The organism is Amycolatopsis coloradensis, from assembly GCF_001953865.1.
Classification (GTDB): Bacteria; Actinomycetota; Actinomycetes; order Mycobacteriales; family Pseudonocardiaceae; genus Amycolatopsis; species Amycolatopsis coloradensis.
In genome coordinates this window covers 87,572-110,544 of sequence record NZ_MQUQ01000020.1, presented here as the reverse complement: position 1 = coordinate 110,544, position 22,973 = coordinate 87,572, and the positions used below count along the sequence as shown (strand labels likewise).

Genomic DNA, 22,973 nt, shown 5'->3' with positions numbered 1-22,973 from the left:
CTTTGTAGACAGTCATAGCGCCTCGCTGAGCTTGTCCTGGTCTTCGGCTTTCCTGGCGGTGGCCATGGCGCGCTCGGTCTCCCAGAACGCCCGCATCGACACGATCAGCCCGTCCTCGCGCACCCGGTAGACGAACACGCCGTCGGTGTCGACGCGGTAGCCGCCGGGCAGGTACGTCGTGATCGTCCCGACGTTCGCGACCTCGTCACCGGCCGCGTGCGAATCACGAACGGTGAACTGGAAACGCTCGACGTTCGCGATCGTCTTGTCCCAGAAGGCACTGATCCCGTCTTGCCCGTGGTGGCCTTTGCCCTCCTCGTCGAACATGGACGGGCCGATCGGGTCCTCGACGACGGCGTCCCCGGCGAAGAGTTCGAGCCACGCGGCCTTGTCCCCGGCGGTGACGGCGGTCATCGAGCGGAACGCGGCCTGGCGCGCGGGCGGCTGCGCGGCGGCCGGATCCCAGCAGACGTCGACACCCATGGCTCAGTCTCCGATCTTCGCGATGATCTCGTCGCCGAACTTCTTGATGGAATCCAGCTTCGGTCCGACTTCCGCGTCGAAACCGAGGCCGTCGAACACCCACGGCATGGTGATGATGTCGGTGACGCCGATGTCGCCCTGCTCGCGGTAACCGTCGAGACCGAACTTGTCGATGCAGACGGCCTGGTACTCGAACGGGTCTTCGGCGCGGCCCTGCTCGGCCAGCAGCCCGCGCACTTTGGCGATGGTGTCGCGGAGGTCGTCGAACTTCATCATCGCCGACGACCAGCCGTCGGCGACGCGTGCGGCCCGGCGCAGCGCGACGTCGGTGTGGCCGCCGATGTAGAACGGCACGCGCGACGGCGGTGCCGGGCTCATGCGGAGCTTGTCGAAGTCGAAGAACTCGCCGTGGAACTCGACCATCCCGCCGTCGAGGATCAGCCGCAGGACATCGATGGCCTCGTCCACGCGCTTGCCGCGCTTCTCGTACGGGGCGCCGCACCAGCGGAATTCCTCCGGCGACCAGCCGACGCCGAGCCCGAGGCCGAAGCGGCCGCCGGTCAGCGCCGCGACCGAGTTGACCTGGCGGGCGAGCAGGACCGGGTTGCGGGAGCCGAGTTTGAGCACGGAGGTGTAGAAGGTGAGCCGTTCGGTGACCGCGCCCATCGAGGCGGCCGCGACCAGCGGATCGGCCCACGGCGTCTCCTCGGTCCAGAACCGGCTGCCGTCGGGGGTGTACGGATAGTCGGCCGAAACCGTTTCGGAATAGAACAGGGAATCCGGGAGCGCGATCGAGGAGAACCCCGCCTCTTCGGCGGCGCGGGCGAGCTCGCCCAGTTGATCGAGCGGATTCATCGCGATCGACAGGGTGAACTTCATGGGGACGAACTATAACGTGTTCTAGTTTGCCACGCCAGTGTGCGCGGTGACCGGGAGCACCTGCGGGAACCCCCGGCACACCGGCCGCGTTGATCCGGGCAAAGGCCGAACGATTCCTGGAGTGAACCCATGGGCACCGCGATCTTCCTGATCGTGCTCCTCGTCGTCGTGGTCGGCGGCGGCATCTACTTCGCGAAATCCCAGGCGGCGGCCAAGAAACGCCGGCTGGACGACGCGAAAGCCGACGCACGGCGCCTCGTCGAGCGACTCGGCGGTCAGGTCATGAACATCACCGGCACGGACACCGCCTCCCAGCAGGCGATGGCGGACGCGTCCGAACGCTTCACCGCGGCGGGCTCCCAGATGGAGCAGGCGCAGAGCATCGAGCAGGCCCGGCTGGTGCGCGAAACGGCCATCGAGGGCCTCTACTACGTCCGCGCCGCCCGGCTCGCGATGGGCATGGACCCCGGTCCGGAACTGCCCGGCAGCGAAGAGCGCGACCGCGCGGGCAAGGTCACCGAGCACCGCTCCGTCGACGTCGAGGGCGAGCACTACGAGGCTTCGCCGGACCCGAGCCAGCGGACGCCGCACTACTACCCCGGTGGCCGCGTGGCGGGCCGCCCGGTGCCGCAGGGCTGGTACAGCGAGCCGTGGTGGAAGCCCGCGCTCGTCGCCGGCGCCTGGGGTCTCGGTTCGATGCTGCTGTTCAGCGCGATGTTCTCCGGGATGGCCGGGATCGCGAGCGCGTCGGCCTGGGAGTCGGGCTACGACGCGGGCCAGGAGGACGCAGGGGCCGCCGACGGTGGCGGTGACGCCGGTGGCTTCGACGGTGGCGGGTTCGATGGTGGCGGGTTCGACGGCGGCGGCTTCGACTTCTAGCCCTGAGAGATGTTATGAACGGACCTTTCATAACAAATCTTGTTATGAAAGGTCCGTTCATAACAGGGGCTTTTCATCCTGTGGCGTTCAGCGTCGGCCGGTCCGAGCGCACCCCACAGCAAAGGTGCCGCTGGGGATCAAGCGGGCTGGCAGGTGGGGCACCAGAAGAGGTTCCGAGCCGCCAGGTCGCTCCGCAGCACCGGAGTCCCGCAAACGAGACAAGGCATCCCCTCGCGACGGTAGACGTAGACCTCGCCCCCGTGCCGGTCCTGCCGCGGCGCGCGGCCGGTCGCCTCGGGCAGATGCTCCGGCGCGACCGTGTCGATCCGTCCCACCCGGACACCGTGCCGCATGAGCGTCACGAGATCCGCCCACATGTCGCCCCACAACTCGCGATCGAGCGCGCGGCCGGGAACGAGCGGGGCGACACCGTGCCGGAACAGCACCTCGGCGCGGTACACGTTGCCGACGCCCGCCAGTACCGACTGGTCCATCAGCAACGCCGCGATCGACGTCTTGGAGCGGGAGATCCGTTCCCACGCCTTGTCCGGCTTCGCGTCCCGGCGCAGCGGGTCCGGCCCCAGGCGGGCCTTGATCGCGTCGACGCGCGGCGCGTCCAAGAGTTCGCACTGGTTCGGTCCGCGCAGGTCGGCGGAATGCGTCGGGCCGACCAGCCGCATCCGGACCTGCCCGATCGGTTCGCCCACCGGCAGCGGCTCGTCGGAGAACGTTCCGTACAGGCCGAGATGGATGTGCACCGTCCCGTGTGGACCGTAGTCGTGGAACAGGTGTTTCCCGTACGCCTCGGCCTTCACCAGCACCCTGCCGTCCAAACGGGACGCTTCGGTGCCGAAGCGTCCCTGCGGACTGCTCACTTCGACCGGGTGACCGGCGAAACGGCGTTTGTGCAGACGTGCCAGGCGATGGAGCGTATGCCCCTCGGGCATGTCAGTGCTCGGGCAGCGGCGGCGGCCAGCCGGTGTTCTCGTAGTCCAGGATCTGCTGGACGCGGCGGCCGTGGCGCTCGTCCGGGCTCGGCGGGGTCGCGAGGAACGCCTCGACGATCTCGGTGGCCTCTTCGGTGGTGTGCATCCGCGCGCCGACACCGATCAGCTGGGCGTGGTTGTGCTCGCGGGTGAGCTTCGCGGTCTCGACGCTCCACGCGAGGCCAGCGCGAGCGCCCTTGACCTTGTTGGCCGCGATCTGCTCGCCGTTGCCGGAACCGCCGACGACGATGCCGAGGCTGCCCTCGTCCGAGACGACCCGGCGGGCCGTCTCGATGCAGAACGCGGGGTAGTCGTCCACCGCGTCGTAGACGAAGGGGCCGACGTCCTCGACGTCGTGGCCCTGCTCCTTGAGGTGGGCCACGAGGTGGTTCTTCAGTTCGAAACCGGCATGGTCGGAGCCAAGGTAAACACGCACAGCGCGGAGTCTGCCATCACGTTCCGGGGCGAGCATGCTGTGGGGGTGGACATCAGACTCGAATGGGGAAGCGAGGGCGTCGCCGCCTTGGGCGCGGACTGCGCCGTTCTCGTCGTCGTCGACGTGCTTTCCTTTTGCACCACAACGGATCTCGTGCTCGGCAACGGCGGCCGAGTGCTGCCCGTTCGCTGGCACGATCAGCGCGGTGAGGAGGCCGCAAAAGCGCGAGGCGCCACCCTCGCGGGTGAAAAGCACTGGACCTTGCGACCTTCGTCTGTGACGGAAATCCCTTCCGGCACGCTTCTGGCGCTCCCTTCGCCCAACGGCGCCACGCTGTGCGACGCCGCCGCCACGGCCGGTGCCGTCGTCCTGGCGGGATGCCTGCGCAACGCGACCGCCGTCGCCGCCCGCGCGGCCGAACTCGCGGACGGCAGTCCGATCGGCGTCATCCCGGCCGGGGAACGCTGGGGTATCGACATCCGCACCGAAGTCAAGACGTTCGGACCGCTCAGGCCGTGCGTCGAGGACCAGCTCGGCGCGGGCGCGATCGTGGCCGCACTGAGCGGCTACGGCCGCCTGTCCGCCGAAGCCCGTCTCGCCGCCGTCGCGGCGAAAGCGACCGACATCCCCGAAGCACTGGCAGAGTGCTCCTCAGGACGCGAACTCGCCGCGGCCGGGCACGGAAACGACGTCACCCTCGCCGCACAGCTCGACATGAGCAGCATGGTTCCGGTGCTGCGCAACGGAATACTGGAGGACCTGTGACTTGGCTCGAACTCGCGGACGGCGTGTACGCCCGCCGCTACGAGGAGCTGGACCTGACCGTCGGCCTGGTCGTCGGCACTGACCGCTGCCTGGTCGTCGATGTCCGCGGTGACGTCGAGCAAGGCGCCGAACTCGCCGCGGCGGTCCGGGAGATCACGCCGCTGCCGTGGTCGGTCGTCTACACCCACGCGCATTTCGACCACGCCTTCGGCACGACGGCTTTCCTGCCCTGCGACGTCTGGGCGCACGAAGGCTGCCTGGCCGAACTGACCACCTATGGCGAGGGTGCGCGGCGTAAGTGGATCGAGCACTACCTGGCCGAAAACCGTCCCGAGATGGCGAAGGCGCTGGAACGCACCGAGATCACCGTGCCGAACCGTCCGGTTGCCGACACGGCCGAGATCCACCTCGGTGGCCGCGTGGTCGTGCTGCGGTTCCTCGGCCGCGCCCACACCGATCACGACCTGTTCGTGCAAGTCCCCGACGTCGGGATCATCTACGCGGGTGACGCCGTCGAGAACGCCGAAGCGGGCTTCAGCGCTTTCTCCTTCAACGAGGACAGCTCACTCGCGGAGTGGGTCCGCGTGATGGACGAGATCCTCGCGCTGGAGCCGAAGACCGTCGTCGCCGGGCACGGAGACCCGGTCGACACCGCCTTCATCGAGAAACACCGCGAAGGGCTGCGGGAACTCATCGCGCTCAAGGCACAGGTCGCCGCGGGTGACCTCACGACGGACGAAGCCGTCGCGAGGTCTTCCTACCCCGGCGATGTCACCAAGGCCGCACTCGCGACCTCTTAGTCGAAGTTGAGATCCCCGGTCCGGGTGCGCTTCAGCTCGAAGAAGTCCGGGTAGCTCGCCAGCGCGCGGGCGCCGTCGAAGACCTTGACGGCGTCTTCGCCGCGCGGGATCGAGCTGAGCACCGGGCCGAAGAAGGCGACGCCGTCGATGTGGATGGTCGGGGTGCCGACATCCATTCCGACCGGATTCATACCTTCGTAGTGACTCTTTTTCAGCGCTTCGTCGTACTCGGCCGACTCCGCGGCGTCGGCCAGCTCGGCCGGGGCGCCGATGGCCTCGAGGGTCTCCTTGATGACCTTCGGGATGTCCTTGTCGCCCTGGTTGTGGTGGCGGGTGCCGAACTCCGTGTAGAAGTCGCGCAGGGCCTCCTCGCCGTTCTTCTGCGCCAGCGCGGTCGCGACGCGGACCGGGCCCCAGCCGCGGTCGAGAAGCTCCTTGTACTGCTCAGGAAGGTCCTCACGGCCACTGTTGAGCTCGGACAGGCTCATGATCCGGAACCTCAGGTCGAGGTCGCGGTGCTTCGCCACTTCGAGGATCCAGCGCGAGCTGATCCAGGCGAAGGGGCAGATCGGGTCGAAGTAGAAGTCGACCTTGGTCGTCTCGGACGGGGCGGTCATCAAGTTCTCCCAGTGCCATCGTCTGCGGGGTGGGCCGGTACACACGGAGTGCTACACAGCGGCCAACATCGGGGCCATCGGCGTTGTTCCCGTCGTCAGCACCGGCCTGGACATGATTGGATGCCTGTAGTTGGAAACCAAAACCGATACCGATGACCAGAGGTGCCAGTGCCCGCCCCCAACCTGACCCGAGACCAAGCGAAGCTGCGCGCGGAGCTGCTCGACGTCGAGTCCTACGACATCGAGCTCGATCTGACCGACGGCCGCGGTGGTCCCGGTGAGAAGACCTTCACGTCGAAGACGACGATCAAGTTCGCGAGCGCCAGAAGCGGCGAAGCGTCGTGGATCGACATCGTCGCCGAGGGGATCGAGTCGGCCGTCCTCAACGGGACGGAACTCGACGTCAGCGGGTACGTCGAGGACAAGGGCGTCGAGCTGCCGGGCCTCGCCGAGTCGAACGAACTCGTGGTGGACGCGGTCTGCCGGTACATGAACACCGGCGAAGGCCTGCACCGGTTCGTCGACCCGGTCGACGACGGGGTCTACCTCTACACGCAGTTCGAGACCGCCGACGCCAAGCGCATGTTCGCCTGCTTCGACCAGCCCGACCTCAAGTCGGTCTATCGGCTCACCGTGATCGCGCCGAAGGACTGGAAGATCATTTCGAACGCGCTGGTCGAGTCGGCCGAAGAGACCCCGGAAGGGGCCGTCCGCACGGTCTTCGCCGTGTCCGAGCGGATCTCGACGTACCTGGTCGCGCTGATCGCGGGCCCGTACAGCGAGTGGCGCGACGAGTACTCCGACGAGCTGCGCACGATCCCGCTCGGCATCTACTGCCGCTCCTCGCTCGCCGAGCACATGGACGCGGACAAGCTGTTCACCGAGACCAAGCAGGGTTTCGCCTTCTATCACGAGAAGTTCGCGACCCCGTACCCGTTTTCCAAGTACGACCAGCTGTTCGTGCCCGAGTTCAACGCGGGCGCGATGGAGAACGCCGGCGCCGTCACCTTCCTGGAGGACTACGTCTTCCGGAGCCGCGTCACGCGCTACTCCTACGAGCGCCGCGCCGAGACGCTGCTGCACGAGATGGCGCACATGTGGTTCGGCGACCTGGTCACCATGCGCTGGTGGGACGACCTGTGGCTGAACGAGTCGTTCGCGACCTTCGCGAGTGTGCTGGCCCAGGCCGAGGCCACCGAGTACAAGAACGCGTGGACCAGCTTCGCGAACATCGAGAAGTCGTGGGCGTACCGGCAGGACCAGCTGCCTTCGACGCACCCGATCGCCGCGGACATCGTCGACCTGCACGCGGTCGAGGTGAACTTCGACGGCATCACCTACGCCAAGGGCGCGAGTGTCCTGAAGCAGCTCGTTGCGTACGTCGGGCTCGATCACTTCCTCGAAGGCCTGAAGGTCTACTTCGGCAAGCACGCCTGGAGCAACGCGACCCTGGCGGACCTGCTGGGCGCACTGGAAGAGGCCTCCGGCCGCGACCTGTCGTGGTGGAGCGCGCAGTGGCTGGAGACCACCGGTCTCAACTCGCTGAGCCCGCGCTACGAGATCGGCGCCGACGGCGCGTACACCGCCTTCGCCGTTACGCAGACCGGTGCCAAGCCAGGTGCCGGTGAGCTGCGCACGCATCGCGTCGCGGTCGGTGTCTACGACGAGGACGAGAACGGCAAGATCGTCCGCAAGCACCGCGTCGAACTCGACGTCGACGGCGAGCGCACCGAGGTGCCGGAACTGGTCGGCCTCCCCGCCTGCAAGCTCGTGCTGGTCAACGACGACGACCTGACCTACTGCACGATGCGGCTCGACCCGGCGTCGCTGACCACGCTGATCGACCGCATCGCCGACATCACCGACCCGCTCCCCCGCACGCTGTGCTGGTCGGCGGCGTGGGAGATGACGCGGGAGGCCGAGCTCAAGGCCCGCGACTTCGTCACGCTGGTCCAGCGCGGCGTGCACACCGAGACCGAGGTCGGCGTGGTGCAGCGGCTGCTGTTGCAGGCGCAGACGGCGCTGAACTCGTACGCGAACAAGGCGTGGGCGGCGGACAAGGGCTGGCCGGAGTTCAGCTCGCGGCTGCTGGAGCTGGCGCAGGGCGCGGAGGCCGGTTCAGACCACCAGCTCGCCTTCGTGAACTCGCTCGCGGGGTGTGTGCTCGACGAGAAGACGCTTCAGATCATCGCGGGCTGGCTCGACGGCACGGCGCCTCTAGAGGGCCTGACCGTCGACACCGACCTGCGCTGGCGCCTCTTGCAGGCGCTCGTCGCGCACGGCAAGGCGGAGAACCCCGAGATCGGCGCGGAACTCGCCAAGGACGACACCGCCGCCGGACGGCGTCAGGCGGAGCGCTCGCGGGCGCTGCGGCCGACCAGCGAGGCGAAGGCCGACGCGTGGCAGCGGGCGGTGTACGACGACGAGCTGCCCAACGCGGTCAGCGACTCGCTCATCACCGGCTTCTCCCACCCTGGCCAGAAGCACCTGCTCGGCGACTACGTGACGCGCTACTTCGACGTCATCGACGAGGTGTGGCAGCGGCGCTCCAGCGAGCGGGCCCAGCCGACCGTGGTCGGGCTGTACCCGTCGTGGGCCGTCGAGCCGGCGACCGTGACGGCGTCGGACGAGTGGCTGACCGGGGAGCACCCGGCGGCGCTGCGCCGTCTCGTGTCGGAAGGCCGGGCCGGGATCGTGCGGGCGCTGGCCGCCCGTGAGTTCGACTCGCAGGCCGGACTCTAGAAAGAGCTGAAGGGGCCCTTCACCGCATGTGATGCGGTGAAGGGCCCCTTCCTCATGTCTTATGCGGGAAAAGTCCCCTTCAGCGGGGGCTGCCCGCCTGGTCGCTCAGCATGCGAAGTGCGTTCACGAGCCCGCCGACGAGGTCGCCTTCCTTGAAGGAGGCCACCATGCTGGCCACGGCGAGCTTCGCGCCGCGGTCGGGCAGGCGGTGCTTGGCCTGCGAGCCCGTCACGATCTCGATGACGCGCTGGCCGGGCGACACGGCGACGACCACGGAGTCGGCCGGGTCGTCGGTCGAGGCCAGCAGGCCCTCGGCGGTCACGCGGGTGTCTTCGCCGAGGTCGCCGAGGTACACGCTGAAGTCGAGGCCGGTCTCGCGGCTGGCCAGCGTCAGCGCCTCGTCCAGCCGGGCAAGCTGCTGGGTCGAGAATGGGCTGATCGGCCCAGCCGGTTCGTACATCCTGGCGGCGGAAACCCGGCCGCTCGAGGTAACGGCGGTGCCGTAACCGGGCTCTTCGTCAACAGCGGTGGACGAATGGGTCAGTTCACCAGTTGCCACGAGCGCCTCCCGTCACCGAAGTTCCGTCCGCCGCGCCGAGGGCGGTCGCGCCGCCGACGTTCACGTGCGAATGCTTGGCGCCGACACCGTCGGGGTTGGCGCTCCACCACATGGCCGGGTACTCCCACGGCTGCCCCGGCCGGTACCGGGCGACGCCCGCGCCCTTCGACCGCAGCGTGGCCACCCCGCAAAGCGCGTAGATGGCCAAGGGGATCACCGCGAAGACCAGGATCGTCTCGACAAGGTTCACGCGCGTGAGCGTATCCGATGCCGACGGGCCGCACCCGGTCGCACGGACGTGCGGCCGGACATCTGCCGCTCGTCGTCCGAACGGGTCCGTCCGCCGCTTGCCGCGAAAGCGCTCCCACGTTGGGGCGAAGCCCTCAAGGCCGAAAGGTTGCAACTCAACGTACGGGCGGCCGCACCCGGTGCTGTCGTCTTGTCGCGGCCTTGAAATCCTCGTAACTTTTTCACCTGTACGGGCCTTGCGCCCAGCTCTCTCACCCCAGCAGGTAACGCACCGGTCGCAGGAGGACATGTCATGCAGAGCACCCAGACACCCGGCCAGGCGATCATCGACGACATTTCGTCACTCTTCGAAACTGAATTCACCCCCGGAACGCGTGTGACGGCGGGCACACGGGTTACTCGCGGTACTCGTGTCACTCGCGGTACGCGGGTCACCGCCGGAACCCGGGTCACCCGTGGCACCCGCGTGACCCGAGGCACGCGCGTCACGGCGGGAACTCGCGTCACCCGTGGCACGCGCGTCACTCGCGGCACCCGCGTGACCGCCGGCACTCGCGTCACCTGCGGAACCCGGGTCACCCGTGGCACCCGCGTCACCCGTGGTACTCGCGTCACCTGCCGGAGCGACTTCTCCCTGGCCGCCTGAGCAGCAGCGAGACCGGCGTACCTGTAGCGGTGCAGAGCTTCACCACGGCATCATCGGCTCGCCCCGGCCGCCGAAAGGCAGCCGGGGCGCCGACGTGTGAGGAACGGGATCAGGCCGCGGTTCCGAGGTACGGCCGCCACAACGGGTCGGCCTCCTTGGAATGGGCGAGCAGCCGCCAGTGCGGCCCGTGCGGGGCCCGCGGCACGACGCGCAGCCGCCAGCCGATCTCGGAGAGCAGCTTGTCCGCCTTCCGATGGTTGCACTTGGCGCAGCAGGCCACGCAGTTCGTCCAGCTGTGGGGACCACCACGGCTGCGCGGGACGACGTGGTCGATCGTCTCGGCCCGCCCTCCGCAGTAGGCGCAGCGGTACCGGTCGCGATGCATGAGCCCGGCCCGGGTCAGCGGTACCTGCGCGCGGTAGGGCACGCGCACGTAGGTACTCAGCCGGATCACCGAGGGCACCGGCAGCGAGACCGAAGCGGCGTGCAGTTCGAGCCCCGCGGGGTCGCCGTGCACCACTTCCGCCTTGCCGCACATCACGAGGACCACCGCGCGCCGCAACGGCAGCGCCGTGAGCGGCTCGAACGTGGCGTTCAACAGCAATACCCGTCTGCGGCCCCATGACGACGCTGTCGTCGTGGTGGGTGCCGCCGAAGTCGACGGATCCCGCCCTCTACGCTGTCCGGGCGGGCGGGCAACACCCCCTGGCCGCGTTCCCGGCCCGCCCGGTGGGGCCCCGTGCGAGGGGGCACCTCCCGGATGAGCGCGCAACACGACCTCCGGCGCCTGTCCGGCCAAGGCTTGGCTCGGGACGCCGAGGGGGATGGGTTGTCGGTCTGGCACTCGACCACCTCCACCGGTGCAGGCATAGTCGACCACAGATCAGCCCCAAAGCGCACGTGTGTTACTGGACGTGTCACACGCCCGCGACCCCGCGGCCACCTGAAGCCGGGTTTTCGGATCCGCCGGTGCGCCTGCCGCGCCGAGCGGCGCGAACGAAACCCCGCCGAGCACGAAAGGACATTTCTTCTCAGTGAACCTGCTGCCCACCGAACCCCCAGCCTGCACGAAGGACGCCAGCACCCTGTGCGGCCAGGTGTTCGAGGTCACAAAGAACGAATGGCTCTCCGCGTCGGCGGGCTGGCTGCTGACGAAGCCGATCAAGATACTGATGATCGTCGCCGTGGCGTTTCTGCTGCGGTACCTGGTGCGGCGCCTGATCAACCGCGTGACGCGGATGCCGAGCGGTTCCAGGAAGCTGCCCGCCCTGTTGAGACCGTTGCGGGAGAAGGCTCCCGAGGTGCTCGGGTCGGCGGTGATGGAACGACGCCGTCAGCGCGCCGCCACCATCGGCTCGGTGCTCAAGTCGATGGCGACACTGTTCATCTACGGCCTGGCGTTCATCCTCGTGCTGGGCGAACTGGGCATCGACCTGGCGCCGATCATCGCCTCCGCCGGCATCGTCGGTGTCGCCCTCGGTTTCGGCGCGCAGAACCTGGTGAAGGACTTCCTCTCCGGCATCTTCATGATGATCGAGGACCAGTACGGCGTCGGTGACGTCGTCGACGTCGGCGAGGCGTCGGGAACCGTCGAGGCGGTCGGCCTCCGGATCACCACCCTGCGTGACATCAATGGCACCGTCTGGTACGTCCGCAACGGCGAGGTGCTGCGGGTCGGCAACTCGAGCCAGGGCTTCGCGGTCGCCGTTGTCGACGTCCCGCTCAGCTACTCCGTCGACGTCGAGAAAGCCACCGAGCTGATGGCCGCGAAGTCGAAGACGCTGCTGGAGAACGAGGCGCTGTCACCCAACGTGCTGGAACCGCCCGAGATGCTCGGTGTGGAGACCGTGACGCCGGAGGGCATCAAGGTCCGCCTGACCGTGAAGGTCCGGCCTGGCAAGCAGTGGGCGGTGCAGCGCGCGCTGCGGGCGCATCTGCTCGCCGCGCTCGACGAAGCGGGCTTCGAACCTCCTCTGGGGCGCTTTATGTCGTCCGGCACCGCGAGCCAGTAGGACAAGGGCAGAATGGAGCTGTGTCCGTGAGCGAGCCAGACCCCACGACCCTGTACGAGGCGATCGGCGGTGAACCGGTGTTCACCCGGATCGTCGCGCGGTTCTACGCCGAAGTGGCGGTCGACGAGGTGCTTCGCCCGCTGTACCCCGAGGAGGACCTCGGCCCGGCCGAGGAGCGCTTCCGGCTGTTCCTCATGCAGTACTGGGGCGGCCCGCACACCTACTCGGACCAGCGCGGCCACCCCCGGCTGCGGATGCGGCACGCGCCGTTCAAGGTCGGCCCGATCGAACGCGACGCCTGGCTGCGCTGCATCAAGATCGCGGTCGACGAGGAGCACATCGAAGAGCCGTACCGCACGCAGCTGTGGGCGTACCTGGAGATGGCCGCCAACAGCATGATGAACAGCTTCGTGTGATGGCGACGAGCGCGGCGTGGTGGGACCAGGCGGTCTTCTACCAGGTCTACGTGCGCTCGTTCGCCGATTCCGACGGGGACGGCGTCGGCGACCTCGAAGGCATCCGCGGCAAGCTCGGGTACCTGGAGCTGCTCGGGGTGGACGCGCTGTGGCTGACGCCGTTCTACCGCTCGCCCATGGCCGACCACGGTTACGACATCGCCGATCCACGCGACGTCGACCCGATGTTCGGCACCCTCGGCGACTTCGACGTACTGCTGACCGAGGCGCACAAACGCGGCATCAAGGTCACCATCGACGTCGTCCCCAACCACACCAGCAACACCCACGCCTGGTTCAGGTCGGCGATGGCGGCGCCGCCGGGCAGCCCGGAACGGGATCGCTACATCTTCCGCGACGGGCTCGGCCCGCGCGGCGACCTGCCGCCGAACAACTGGGTCAGCGCGTTCGGCGGCCCGGCGTGGACCCGGATCCCGGACGGCCAGTGGTACCTGCACCTGTTCTCGCCGCAGCAACCGGACCTGAACTGGGCCAACCACGAGGTCGCCGCCGATCTGGAGCGCACCCTGCGGTTCTGGCTGGACCACGGGGTGGACGGCTTCCGCATCGACGTCGCGCACGGCATGGCGAAACCGCCCGGCCTGCCGGACATGGACCCGAGGGTGGACGCGATCGGGCCGAGCGAGTTCTACGACCCGCGGTTCGACAACGATCGCGTCCACGAGATCCACCAGATGATCCGCGGGGTGCTCGACGAGTACCCGGGCACGATGGCCGTCGGCGAGATCTGGGTGACCGACGAGGAACGCCTCGCCCGCTATCTGCGGCCGGACGAACTGCACCTGGCGTTCAACTTCCGGCTCGTGCTCACACATTTCGACGCCGACGCGCTGCGGACGGCCATCGAGCGGTCCTTGGCGGTGCCGAAGTCGACCGGGGCCCCGGCCACCTGGACGCTGAGCAACCACGACGTCTGGCGGCAGGTCAGCCGGTACGGCGACGGTGACCGAGGGGTGTGGCGGGCGCGGGCGATGGCGCTCGTGGAACTCGCGCTGCCCGGGACGATCTACCTGTACAACGGCGAGGAACTGGGGCTCGGCAACGTCGACCTCCCGCCCGACGCGCTCGCGGACCCGCGAGCCAAGATTTCCGGCGCCGAATTCGGCCGGGACGCGTCGCGCGTGCCGCTGCCGTGGGAAGGCGACCGGCCGCCGTTCGGTTTCTCGCGGAATCCGCGGACGTGGCTGCCGATGCCGGCCTCGTGGGCGCCGGTGACCGTGGAAGCTCAGCTGGAGGATCCGGCGTCGACGCTGTCGCTGTACCGGCGGGCGATCGAGATCCGTAAGTCGCACAAGGCTTTCAGCGGCGAAGACCTGGACTGGTACGGCGCGCCGGCCGGATGTTTCGCGTTCCGGCGGCGGGGTGGCGGGCTGGTCTGCGCGCTGAACACGTCGGCGAGCCCGATCGCGCTGCCGCGGGGTGAGGTGCTGCTGTCGAGTGTGCCGCTGGTGGACGGGAAACTGCCGCCGGACGCGGCCGCCTGGCTGGTCTGAGCGTCCTGGAATGTTATGAACGGACCTTTTATAACAGGATTTGTTATGAAAGGTCCGTTCATTTCACACCTGGTTCACCGGATCACTTGTTGAAGCCCGGGTGCAGCTTGTACTGCGTCTGGGCGTTGAACTCGTTCTGCCGGACGAGCTTCGCCGGGAAGGTCCGCCAGTCGTTGAGGTCCAGGACGTCCAGGCCCTTCACGATGTCGGACGAGAAGATGTGGCCGTTGTACCAGTACGCCGACCAGGTGCCACCGACGACGAGCTTCTCGTTCGAGAGCGGGCCCCGCTCCCAGTACGCGATCTCCTTCGGCTTCGCCGAGTCGGTGAAGTCCCACACCGAGATGCCGCCCTGGTACCAGGACTGGACCATGATGTCCTTGCCCGGCACCGGAATCAGCGAGCCGTTGTGGGCCACACAGTTCTCGGTCTCGGACTGCAAGCGCGGGATCTTGTAGTAGCTGCGGAACTCCAGCTTGCGGTTGTCGCCGCGGCCGGTGATCTCGTAGATGCCGTTGGCGCCGCGGGTGGGACCGAACTTCTCCAGGCAGGTCGCCATCCCGCCGCCGCCGAGCTCGTCGGTGAAGACGATCTTGGTGGCGTCGTTGTTGAAGGTGGCGCTGTGCCAGAACGCGAAGTTCACGTTGTCCTGGACCCGGTTGATCACCCGCGGCTTGAGCCGGTCGGAGATGTCGAGCAGGACGCCGTCACCCATGCAGGCACCGGCCATGAGGTCCTTCTCCGGCAGCGCCGTCAGGTCGTGGCAACCGGTGGTCGCGGACCGGCGGGTGCCGTCGGGGTTGGTGCCACCGGGGTTGCCGCCGTCGTCCGGGAACAGGACCGGCGTCGCGACCAGCGAAGCCTTCGCCGGGTCCTTCACCGGGACCTTGACGATGGAGAGCTTGTCGTGCGGCGGCTGGCAGTCGGGCAGGTTGGCCGCCGGCGCGTACGACGAGACGTAGATGTAGACGTCCTTGCCGCGCTTGTCCGGCACCAGGGTGTTGGTGTGCGAACCGCAGTCGGTCTCGACCGCGGCGACGTACTTCGGCGCCGCGAGGTTCGAGATGTCGAAGATCTTGATGCCCTCCCACGCCGTCTTGTCCGACGCGGGCTTCGCGGCGCTGTTGCACGAGTTGTCGCTGCGTGCGTAGTCCGTCGACAGGAAGAGAAGGTCGCCGGAGACCGACACGTCGTTCTGCCCGCCGGGGCAGAGGACCTGACTGACGATCTTGGGGCGGTAGGGGTTGCGGACATCGAAGACGTTGAAGCCGTCGTACGTGCCGATGATCGCGTGCCCCTTGGTGAACGCGATGTCGGTGCCGGTCGAGTCCTTGGTGAAGGGTCCCTGCTGCGGGACGTTCGCGATCGACCGGAGATTGGGACTGTGGACGATCTCGTCCACCCCCGGGATCGTGGTCGCCGACGGCTCCGCGACGACGGCCGGCGCGGCCAGCGCACTGGAGGCCCCGAGGGCGGCGACCGCGGCCGCCGACACGAAGACCCTGGTCAAGCGGCGTTTCAGCCCAGGCTGCAGCACCATATGGCTCTCCTTCCACCCAGCTTTACGCGCACCTTATTCCTTATTTAGGCTCACCAGATACCGACCAACGGAGGAACTCCCGGGATGAGAAAAAGTTTGACATCGGCCCTGGTCGCCGCTGCTTTCGTAGTCTCGGGCTGCACTGGTGACGAAACTCCGCCGCAATCGGCCCAAAGTGCTCCGGTGATCGTGCCCGGGAAGCCCGGAGAGCAGGCGGGCACCGGCTCCCCCGGCCCCGTGAACCGCGATCAGCCCAACGAGGCCGACGTCGAGTACATGACGATGATGATTCCCCACCACCAGCAGGCGAAGGTGATGACCGACCTGGTGCCGGGCAAGACGGCGAACGAGCAGATCCGGGCGATCGCGGGCCGGATCTCGGTCGCGCAGGACGGTGAGGTCACGATGATGAAGACGTGGCTGGCCGACCGCGGCAAGCCCGTCCCCGGCGATGGCCACGAAGGCCACGGCGGCCATCACGAGCACGCGCTCATGCCGGGAATGGCGACCGACGCCCAGCTGGCGGAACTGCGCGCGGCGAGCGGTGTGGCGTTCGAGAAGCTGTTCCTGGACCTGATGATCGCGCATCACACGGGCGCGCTGACCATGGCCGAGACCCAGCTCGGCAAGGGAGTGGAGACCAAGGCGCAGCAGATGGCGCAGGAGGTCATCACCGGCCAGTCCGCCGAGATCGAACGCATGAAAACCATGCGCTCGAAGCTCTAGGCCTCCTCCGCGTTTCGTCCTCTGGTTGCGGTAGTTCGCGTCGCCAACTACCGCAACCAGAGGACGAAACGCGGGGTCAGGCGTCACCGGAGGAGCCCAGGTCGCCGTCGCCGGAGTCGTCGAGGGTGCCCGAGACGATCCAGGTCGCCAGCGCGGCGGCCTGGACGTAGGGCGCCGCTTTCGCCGCGGCCCGTCCGGCCGATTTCGCCCGGCTCCACTTCTCCGGGCGTTCGGCGCGTTCCGGCGCCTCCTCACCCGGCGGGCGCTCGGTCCGCCACGGCGTCTCCTCCGGCCGGACCTCGGCGAGGAAGTCCGCGGTCGGGTCTTCCTCGTCCTTACCGGCGTCGCGAGGGACACTGTCGCTCATGGGGACAGCCTGACACCGCGGGCGGCCGGAAACCACCCGCGGCCCGAAGCGTAAGGAACCTGTCAGAACAGCAGTGGCAGGAGCGCGTGACGGCGTTTGAGGACGGCGCCGTACCGGGCGTCGATGCGCATCCACGAATCCGTCGCGGTGACGCGGACGACGTCGCCGTCGATCGACGAGTCCACGAAACCCATCCCGGACAACGCGAACAGGCACCGCATCTGGACCTTGATCTCCAGCTCGTTGCCCGAAACGGTGAGCACCGCCTGGTCCATCAGCGAAGCGGGCGGATTGCCGTGCGGGCCGACGTTGTCCCTGGCCAGCGTGACACCGCGATCGGCCAGTTCGGAGATCACCGTCGCCGGCAGTTCGTCCACCAGCTGCCAGCGTCCGGAGGCGGGCAGTTCGGAGTGCCACATCAGGTCGCGGGCCGGGCCCGGATCCATCCGTTCGCCGCCCGCGATGGTCAGCGCGGCGAGCAGCTCGTTCCCGGACACCGTGACGTCCGACGGCGTGACGTCGCCGGCGACCGCCCTGGTGGCGAGGACCTCGAACGGGGTCGCGCTCCACGCCTCGACGACGCCGTCACCACGCTGCCGCAACCGCACCAGCGTGTTCTGGTCGAGCCGGACCGCCCTGGCCACGAACGCGCCGAGCGTTTCGCGGTCGCCCGCGTCCGGGATGACGAGCTCAGGCATCCGCGAACCCCTTCTCCAGGAAGGCGCGTTCGTCCTCGGTCAGCCGGCGGGGCCGCTCCGACCCGGTGTCGAACGGCGCGAGCACCGTCTCCGCGGTGACCGCGACCTTGTCGGCCTCGGCGGGCCCGCTGTGCACTCGGTAGCCGAGGGTGAAGCTGGCGTGCTTCAAGTCCTTCAACGAGATCTCCACCCGGATGTCCTGATCGGACACCACGATCGGCGAACGGTAATGAACGGCCAGCTTCACCACCACGATGCCCTTGGGCAGTTCGGTGAGCCCGGCCCGGACGGCGTCCCCGAACAAGAGGGGAATCCGTGCCTCTTCGAGCAGGGTCACCAGGTTCGCGTGGTTGACGTGCCCGTAGACGTCCATATCCGACCAGCGCGGCCGGATCAGGGAAATGTAGCTCACTACCTCACCGTGCTCCGGATCTGCCTCGCCGCCACCGACAGCGTCGCCAGGTCGAGTTTGCCGAACTGGCTGATCTCGTCCAGCGCGACGCGGGCCCGCTGCAACCGTGAAGCGTTCGCCTTTTCCCAGTGCGCGATCTTCTCGTCCGGGCCGGTGCCCGAATCGCTGTACTTCAACGCGTCCAGGGTGATCGCCCGCAGCGAGCCGTACACGTCGTCCCGCAGCGCCAGCCGCGCGAGCGCGTGCCAGCGGTTGCCGCGTTCGAGGCCGCTGATCGACGTCAGCATCTTGTCGATGCCGAGGTGGTCCGACAGCGCGTAGTACAGGCCCGCGGTCTCCCACGGCGTGTGCACCGCGTCGATCCCCGCCTGCTGCTCGGCCATCTCCGCGACGTCTGTGATGTCGAGCAGGCCGAAGGTGTGCAGCAGGAGTGCCACGCGCTCCGCCAGTTCCGCCGGGACGCCCTTCCCCACCAGTCGCGCGGTGTTCGCGTCCACCGAAGCGCACTCGACACCGCGAAGCAGCTCGTGCGCCCTGGGGGCCAGCTCGCCGACGACCCGGCCGAACCGGTTGATCTCCGCGAGCGGGGCGAGGGGCTGCGGCCGGTTGGTGAGGAACCAGCGGGCGGCCCGGTCGAGCAGCCTGCGGGTCTCCAGCATCATCTCGTCCGCGACCTCGGTCGGCACGACGTTGTCCAGCGCGTCGATCTGCGCCCACAGCGAGGGCAGGTCGTACACGTGGGTGACCACGGCGTACGCGCGGACGGCGTCGGTCGCGGTCGCGTTCATCTCCTCCATCAGGCGGAAGACGTAGGAAATCCCGGCGCCGTCGACGACCTCGTTGGCCACCATCGTCGTGATGATTTCGCGCTTCAGCGGGTGCTGGAAGATCGCGTCGCCGAAGCGCTCCCGAAGCGGCTTCGGGAAGTACTCGGGCAGACGACGCGAGAACACCTCCGAGTCCGGCAGCTCGCTCGCCAGCAACTCGTCCTTGAGGTCCAGCTTGACGTGCGCGAGCAGCGTCGCCAGTTCCGGCGAGGTGAGGCCCTCGCCCGCCTTCTCCAGCGCGCGGAACTCCGCCGAACTCGGCAGCGCCTCGAGCTTGCGGTCGAAGGCGCCCTTGGCGACCAGTGCCGCGACGAGCCGCTGATGCACCGAGACCATCGGCCCGGCGTGCGCCCGGCTGACGCCGAGCACGGCGTTCTGCCGGTAGTTGTCGGCGAGCACCAGCTCGCCGACCTCGTCGGTCATCTGCTCCAGCAGTTCGTTGCGCTGCTCGGCACCCAGCGATCCGGACGAGACCAGGTGGTCCAGCAGGATCTTGATGTTGACCTCGTGGTCGGAGCAGTCGACGCCCGCCGAGTTGTCCAGCGCGTCAGTGTTGATCTTGCCGCCGTTGCGGGCGAACTCGATCCGGCCGAGCTGCGTCAGCCCGAGGTTCCCGCCCTCGCCGACGACCTTGACGCGGAGCTGGTTCCCGTTGACGCGCAGGGCGTCGTTGGCCTTGTCGCCCGCGTCCGCGTGGGTCTCGTTCTCGGCCTTGACGTAGGTGCCGATGCCACCGTTCCACAGCAGTTCGACCGGGGCCAGCAGGATCGCCTGCATGAGGTCGCTCGGGGCCAGCGCGGTGACGTCCTCGCCGAGTCCGAGTGCTTCGCGGACCTGCGGGCTGATCGGGATCGTCTTCGCCGACCGCGAGTAGATTCCGCCGCCCTCGCTGATCAGGGAGCGGTCGTAGTCCTCCCACGACGAACGCGGCAGGTCGAACAGCCGTCGGCGCTCGGTGAACGAGGTCGCCGAATCCGGGTTCGGGTCGAGGAAGATGTGCAGGTGGTTGAAGGCGGCCACGAGCCGGATGTGCTCCGAGAGCAGCATGCCGTTGCCGAAGACGTCACCCATCATGTCGCCGATGCCGACGACGGTGAAGTCCTCGGTCTGGGTGTCCTTGCCCAGCTCGCGGAAGTTGCGCTTGACGCTCTCCCAAGCACCCTTCGCGGTGATGCCCATGGCCTTGTGGTCGTAGCCGACCGAGCCACCGGAAGCGAAGGCGTCGCCGAGCCAGAAGTTGTAGTGCGCCGAGACCTCGTTCGCGATGTCGGAGAACTTCGCGGTGCCCTTGTCCGCCGCGACCACGAGGTAGCTGTCGTCACCGTCGTGGCGGACCACACCCGGGGCAGGCACGGTCTTGCCCTCGACGCGGTTGTCGGTGACGTCCAGCAGGCCCGAGATGAACATCCGGTAGCAGGCGATGCCCTCGTTCAGCTGGGCGTCACGGTCCAGGCCCGGGTCACCGGTCGCCGTCGGCGGGCGCTTCACGACGAAGCCGCCCTTCGCGCCCACCGGCACGATGACCGCGTTCTTGACCGCCTGTGCTTTGACCAGGCCGAGGATCTCCGTGCGGAAATCCTCCCGGCGGTCGGACCACCGCAGGCCACCACGCGCGACGTCACCGAAACGCAGGTGCACACCCTCGATCCGGGGCGCGTACACGAAGATCTCGTACTTCGGCCGCGGCTCGGGCAGCTCGGGCACCGCGCTCGGGTCGAGCTTGAGCGCCAGGTATTGCCGGGAGTTTCCCTCCTCGTCGGTCACGTGGTAATTCGTGCGCAGCGTGGCGAGGATGACCGCCATCAGCCGTCGCAGGATCCGGTCCTCGTCGAGGCTGGTCACCTCGTCGACCAGCCTGCCGATCTCGGCGGTGAGCTGATCGGTCTGCGACGCGCGGACCTCGGTGCCGAGCGAGAGGTCGAAGCGGGTCTCGAACAGCCGCACCAGCGCGGTGGCGATGTCCGTGTGCGCGAGGACGGTGTTCTCGATGTACTCCTGCGAGAACGGGATCTTGGTCTGGCGCAGGTACCGCGAGTACGCCCGCAGGATGGCCGCCTGGCGCCAGGTGAGCCCGGCGCGCAGGACGAGACCGTTGAAGCCGTCGACCTCGCAGTCGCCGCGCCAGGCGGCGTGGAACGCGTCCTGGAAGCGGGTGCGGAGGTCGTGATCGGCGTGGTCGAGCACCTGCGGGTCGATCCGCAGGCCGAAGTCGTAGATCCACGACCGGCCGCCGTCCTCGCGGCGCAGTTCGTACGGCCGCTCGTCGACGACCTCCACGCCCATCCGCTGCAGGACCGGGAGCACCTGGGAGAGGGTGACGCCCTCGCCGCGCAGGTACAGCTTGAAGCGCCGGTCCCCCGGCTCGGCGTCGGCGGGCAGGTAGAACGACATCGAGAGGTCGCCCTCGTCGGTCAGCGACTCCAAGGCACGGAGATCGGCGAGCGCTTCGAGCGCGCTGAAGTCCTCCTTGTAGCCCTCGGGGAACACGGCGGCGAACCGCTGACCTTGTTCGCCCGCGGACTCCTCGCCCAGCAGGCCGATCGCGACGCCGCTGTCGCCGGCGCGCTCGCGGCGCTCGGCGAGGATCGCCTCGACCATCCGGTCGTCCCAGCCACGCACGGCTTCGTTGAGCCGTTCCTGGATGCGCAGGGTGTCCGGCTCCGACCACTGCGAGGGATCGGTGTGCACGATGAAATGCACCTGCGCGAGCACGGTCTCCCCGATGCGCGCGCTGTATTCCAGTTGCGTGCCTTCGAGCTCTTCGAGCAGGACCTCCTGCATCGCGAGCCGCGAACGGGTCGTGTAGCGGTCGCGCGGGAGGTACACGAGGCACGAGTAGAAGCGGCCGTACGGGTCACGGCGCAGGAACAGCCGCAGGCGTCTGCGATCCGACAGTGTGATCGCGCCGGTCGTCGTGGAGTACAGCGAGTCGGTGTCGGCCGAGAACAGGTCCGCACGCGGCCAGTTCTGCAGCACTTCGAGCATCCGCTGGCCGGAGAAGGACTCCATCGGGAAGCCGGCGCGGTGGATGACCTCGCGGACCCGGTTGCACACCACCGGGATGTCCAGCACGTTCTCGTGCAGGGCGGTGGTGGTGAACATGCCGAGGAAACGGTGTTCGCCGGTGACGTCTCCCTTGTCGTCGAACGTCTTCACGCCGACGTAGTACGGGTAGACCGGCCGGTGCACCGTGGACGGCGCGCTGGCCTGGGTCAGCACCAGCAGCGTCGGCGCGAGCGCGGACGCCGCCGTGTCGGGACCGGCGGTGAGGCTGCGCGCGGCCAGGCTGTCCTGCCGCAGCACACCCAGCCCGGTCGCGAGCACCGCACGCAAGGCCGGCTCGTCGCTGTCGGGATGCGGATTGTCGATCAGCTCGTAGCGGCGGTAGCCGAGGAAGGTGAAGTGACCGTCGGCGAGCCAGCGCAACAGCCGGGCGCCTTCGGCGACCTCGCGCGAGGACAGCTTCGGCGGGTTCGCGTCCAGCTCGTCGGCGAGACGACGCGCCGTCTCCGCCATCTTGTCGGTGTCTTCGACGACCTCGCGCACGTCACCCAGCACCGACGAGAGCCGGTTGTCCAGCTCGCGAGCGCGGTGCGGGTCGGTCACCAGGTCGATCTCGATGTACATCCAAGATTCGGCCGCCGAATTCGAGGGCGGCTCGGCCGGGTCGGCGTCCGGGTGGACCGCCAGCAACTCGCCGGTCAGATCGCGGCTGACCACGACGATCGGGTGCACGATGCGCTGCACCTGCACCCCGTCACGGGCGAACTCGGCCGCGACGGAATCCACGAGGTAGGGCATGTCGTCCGTGACGACCTGCACGACGGTGGCCTCACGCGTCCAGCCGTCTTCCGGACCCGTCGGGTTCAGCAGGCGCACGGCGGGACGGCCGGGCATCCGGTCCTTGGCCAGCTGGAGGTGCGAACGGACGGCGCCGACGAGGTCGACCGGGTCGTCACCGAGGATCTCTTCAGCGGGGATGTGCCGGTAGTACAGGCGGATCAGGTCGCCGATCTCCGGGGCGTACGCCGCGGCGGCGTCGATCAGGTCGTCCCGGATCTGCTCCGGGTTCGCCGACCGGCGCCGGGCGCCCTCTTCGGTGCCGACATCTTTTCCGGGCGGGGACGAGACTCCCGTCGAGCTCATTGAGGCAACTCTCCACTGTAGCGAGATTGACACCGCGACCGGCACGACTCTGTACCGGCCCAGACCCAACCTACAGCTCCTGACAGTCGGCTCCACAAGGCCGGGTCCTTCCCACCCGTCGAAGATTTCCCTGCTCAGATACCGGAATCGCCGTGATCGGTTCAGCTACTGACGGGTCACATAGCCGGTCTGTCCGGCCCTCTCCAGCCCCTGCCGCACGGGGGTGACCAGCACC

21 protein-coding genes are annotated in these 22,973 nt (G+C 68.3%); 8 read left to right on the top strand and 13 right to left on the bottom strand.

Features of this window, described 5'->3' with window-relative positions; genetic code table 11:
* Positions 1-12 precede the first annotated feature (12 nt).
* Together BS329_RS33105 and BS329_RS33100 are read right to left on the bottom strand one after the other, a co-directional pair.
* Positions 13-483, bottom strand: coding sequence for a nuclear transport factor 2 family protein (locus tag BS329_RS33105; RefSeq protein ID WP_076166041.1), 471 nt, complete (start codon positions 481-483; stop codon positions 13-15).
* 3 nt (positions 484-486) lie between these two features.
* Positions 487-1,362, bottom strand: coding sequence for a TIGR03619 family F420-dependent LLM class oxidoreductase (locus tag BS329_RS33100; RefSeq protein WP_076166038.1), 876 nt, complete (start codon positions 1,360-1,362; stop codon positions 487-489).
* A gap of 129 nt (positions 1,363-1,491) precedes the next feature.
* Here BS329_RS33100 and BS329_RS33095 point away from each other — a divergent pair, with 129 nt between their 5' ends.
* Positions 1,492-2,241, top strand: a complete 750-nt coding sequence (locus BS329_RS33095) for a hypothetical protein (RefSeq protein ID WP_076166036.1) — start codon at positions 1,492-1,494, stop codon at positions 2,239-2,241.
* Between the two features lie 137 nt (positions 2,242-2,378).
* Here the strand turns inward: BS329_RS33095 and BS329_RS33090 are convergent, their stop codons facing one another.
* Both BS329_RS33090 and BS329_RS33085 read right to left on the bottom strand, forming a co-directional pair.
* On the bottom strand, positions 2,379-3,188 hold the full coding sequence (locus BS329_RS33090; protein ID WP_076166034.1) for an Fpg/Nei family DNA glycosylase: 810 nt from the start codon (positions 3,186-3,188) through the stop codon (positions 2,379-2,381).
* Between the two features lies 1 nt (position 3,189).
* On the bottom strand, positions 3,190-3,663 hold the full coding sequence (locus BS329_RS33085; protein WP_076166031.1) for a ribose-5-phosphate isomerase: 474 nt from the start codon (positions 3,661-3,663) through the stop codon (positions 3,190-3,192).
* 45 nt (positions 3,664-3,708) lie between these two features.
* Between BS329_RS33085 and BS329_RS33080 the strand changes: the two genes are divergently transcribed.
* Both BS329_RS33080 and BS329_RS33075 read left to right on the top strand, forming a co-directional pair.
* A complete protein-coding gene (locus tag BS329_RS33080) occupies positions 3,709-4,428 on the top strand; it encodes a 2-phosphosulfolactate phosphatase (RefSeq protein WP_244197393.1) in 720 nt (239 codons plus the stop codon).
* Positions 4,425-5,228, top strand: coding sequence for an MBL fold metallo-hydrolase (locus tag BS329_RS33075; protein ID WP_076166026.1), 804 nt, complete (start codon positions 4,425-4,427; stop codon positions 5,226-5,228). Before BS329_RS33080 ends, BS329_RS33075 begins: the two co-directional genes overlap by 4 nt.
* Here the strand turns inward: BS329_RS33075 and BS329_RS33070 are convergent.
* Entirely contained in the window at positions 5,225-5,845 is a 621-nt protein-coding gene (locus tag BS329_RS33070) for a mycothiol-dependent nitroreductase Rv2466c family protein (protein WP_076166023.1), read from the bottom strand. The two genes, BS329_RS33075 and BS329_RS33070, sit on opposite strands and share 4 nt — an antisense overlap.
* A gap of 168 nt (positions 5,846-6,013) precedes the next feature.
* Here BS329_RS33070 and pepN point away from each other — a divergent pair, with 168 nt between their 5' ends.
* On the top strand, positions 6,014-8,587 hold the full coding sequence (gene pepN, locus BS329_RS33065; RefSeq protein WP_076166020.1) for an aminopeptidase N: 2,574 nt from the start codon (positions 6,014-6,016) through the stop codon (positions 8,585-8,587).
* Positions 8,588-8,666: 79 nt separating this feature from the next.
* Here the strand turns inward: pepN and BS329_RS33060 are convergent, their stop codons facing one another.
* The 3 genes from BS329_RS33060 to BS329_RS33045 form a co-directional block, all read right to left on the bottom strand.
* On the bottom strand, positions 8,667-9,146 hold the full coding sequence (locus BS329_RS33060) for a DUF5130 family protein (RefSeq protein WP_076166017.1): 480 nt from the start codon (positions 9,144-9,146) through the stop codon (positions 8,667-8,669).
* A complete protein-coding gene (ctaJ, locus tag BS329_RS33055) occupies positions 9,133-9,396 on the bottom strand; it encodes an aa3-type cytochrome oxidase subunit CtaJ (protein WP_076166014.1) in 264 nt (87 codons plus the stop codon). Before ctaJ ends, BS329_RS33060 begins: the two co-directional genes overlap by 14 nt.
* Positions 9,397-10,150: 754 nt before the next feature.
* Positions 10,151-10,645 carry an HNH endonuclease gene (locus tag BS329_RS33045; protein ID WP_076166009.1) on the bottom strand — a complete coding sequence of 165 codons (495 nt, stop codon included), beginning with the start codon at positions 10,643-10,645 and terminating at the stop codon, positions 10,151-10,153.
* Positions 10,646-11,075: 430 nt separating this feature from the next.
* Here BS329_RS33045 and BS329_RS33040 point away from each other — a divergent pair, with 430 nt between their 5' ends.
* The 3 genes from BS329_RS33040 to BS329_RS33030 are packed head-to-tail and all read left to right on the top strand — an operon-like array spanning position 11,076 to position 14,022.
* Positions 11,076-12,053: a mechanosensitive ion channel family protein gene (locus tag BS329_RS33040; protein ID WP_076166008.1), complete on the top strand. Its 978-nt coding sequence runs from the start codon at positions 11,076-11,078 to the stop codon at positions 12,051-12,053.
* 20 nt (positions 12,054-12,073) lie between these two features.
* Entirely contained in the window at positions 12,074-12,469 is a 396-nt protein-coding gene (locus BS329_RS33035; RefSeq protein WP_076166005.1) for a globin, read from the top strand.
* A complete protein-coding gene (locus tag BS329_RS33030; protein WP_076166002.1) occupies positions 12,469-14,022 on the top strand; it encodes a glycoside hydrolase family 13 protein in 1,554 nt (517 codons plus the stop codon). The genes BS329_RS33035 and BS329_RS33030 overlap by 1 nt, the downstream gene beginning before the upstream one ends.
* Before the next feature lie 82 nt (positions 14,023-14,104).
* Here BS329_RS33030 and BS329_RS33025 read toward each other — a convergent pair whose 3' ends face one another.
* Positions 14,105-15,559 carry an LVIVD repeat-containing protein gene (locus tag BS329_RS33025; RefSeq protein ID WP_084750538.1) on the bottom strand — a complete coding sequence of 485 codons (1,455 nt, stop codon included), beginning with the start codon at positions 15,557-15,559 and terminating at the stop codon, positions 14,105-14,107.
* 87 nt (positions 15,560-15,646) lie between these two features.
* Between BS329_RS33025 and BS329_RS33020 the strand changes: the two genes are divergently transcribed.
* Entirely contained in the window at positions 15,647-16,288 is a 642-nt protein-coding gene (locus BS329_RS33020; protein WP_076165997.1) for a DUF305 domain-containing protein, read from the top strand.
* A 76-nt stretch (positions 16,289-16,364) separates the two neighbouring features.
* Here BS329_RS33020 and BS329_RS33015 read toward each other — a convergent pair whose 3' ends face one another.
* The 4 genes from BS329_RS33015 to BS329_RS33000 form a co-directional block, all read right to left on the bottom strand.
* On the bottom strand, positions 16,365-16,655 hold the full coding sequence (locus BS329_RS33015) for a hypothetical protein (protein WP_076165993.1): 291 nt from the start codon (positions 16,653-16,655) through the stop codon (positions 16,365-16,367).
* Between the two features lie 62 nt (positions 16,656-16,717).
* Positions 16,718-17,353 (bottom strand): DUF8010 domain-containing protein, encoded by a 636-nt coding sequence (locus BS329_RS33010; protein WP_076165991.1) that lies wholly within the window; start codon positions 17,351-17,353, stop codon positions 16,718-16,720.
* Positions 17,346-17,765, bottom strand: coding sequence for an acyl-CoA thioesterase (locus BS329_RS33005; RefSeq protein WP_076165988.1), 420 nt, complete (start codon positions 17,763-17,765; stop codon positions 17,346-17,348). The genes BS329_RS33010 and BS329_RS33005 overlap by 8 nt, the downstream gene beginning before the upstream one ends.
* Entirely contained in the window at positions 17,765-22,738 is a 4,974-nt protein-coding gene (locus tag BS329_RS33000; protein ID WP_076165986.1) for an NAD-glutamate dehydrogenase, read from the bottom strand. The genes BS329_RS33005 and BS329_RS33000 overlap by 1 nt, the downstream gene beginning before the upstream one ends.
* Positions 22,739-22,973: the final 235 nt, after the last annotated feature.

What these genes read in the sequence shown, in the direction of transcription:
- BS329_RS33105 (WP_076166041.1), bottom strand. Translation starts at nt 483, where the DNA reads ATGGGTGTCGACGTCTGCTGGGATCCGGCCGCCGCGCAGCCGCCCGCG.
- BS329_RS33100 (WP_076166038.1), bottom strand. Translation starts at nt 1,362, where the DNA reads ATGAAGTTCACCCTGTCGATCGCGATGAATCCGCTCGATCAACTGGGC.
- BS329_RS33095 (WP_076166036.1), top strand. Translation starts at nt 1,492, where the DNA reads ATGGGCACCGCGATCTTCCTGATCGTGCTCCTCGTCGTCGTGGTCGGC.
- BS329_RS33090 (WP_076166034.1), bottom strand. Translation starts at nt 3,188, where the DNA reads ATGCCCGAGGGGCATACGCTCCATCGCCTGGCACGTCTGCACAAACGC.
- BS329_RS33070 (WP_076166023.1), bottom strand. Translation starts at nt 5,845, where the DNA reads ATGACCGCCCCGTCCGAGACGACCAAGGTCGACTTCTACTTCGACCCG.
- BS329_RS33030 (WP_076166002.1), top strand. Translation starts at nt 12,469, where the DNA reads ATGGCGACGAGCGCGGCGTGGTGGGACCAGGCGGTCTTCTACCAGGTC.
- BS329_RS33020 (WP_076165997.1), top strand. Translation starts at nt 15,647, where the DNA reads ATGAGAAAAAGTTTGACATCGGCCCTGGTCGCCGCTGCTTTCGTAGTC.
- BS329_RS33015 (WP_076165993.1), bottom strand. Translation starts at nt 16,655, where the DNA reads ATGAGCGACAGTGTCCCTCGCGACGCCGGTAAGGACGAGGAAGACCCG.
- BS329_RS33010 (WP_076165991.1), bottom strand. Translation starts at nt 17,353, where the DNA reads ATGCCTGAGCTCGTCATCCCGGACGCGGGCGACCGCGAAACGCTCGGC.
- BS329_RS33000 (WP_076165986.1), bottom strand. Translation starts at nt 22,738, where the DNA reads ATGAGCTCGACGGGAGTCTCGTCCCCGCCCGGAAAAGATGTCGGCACC.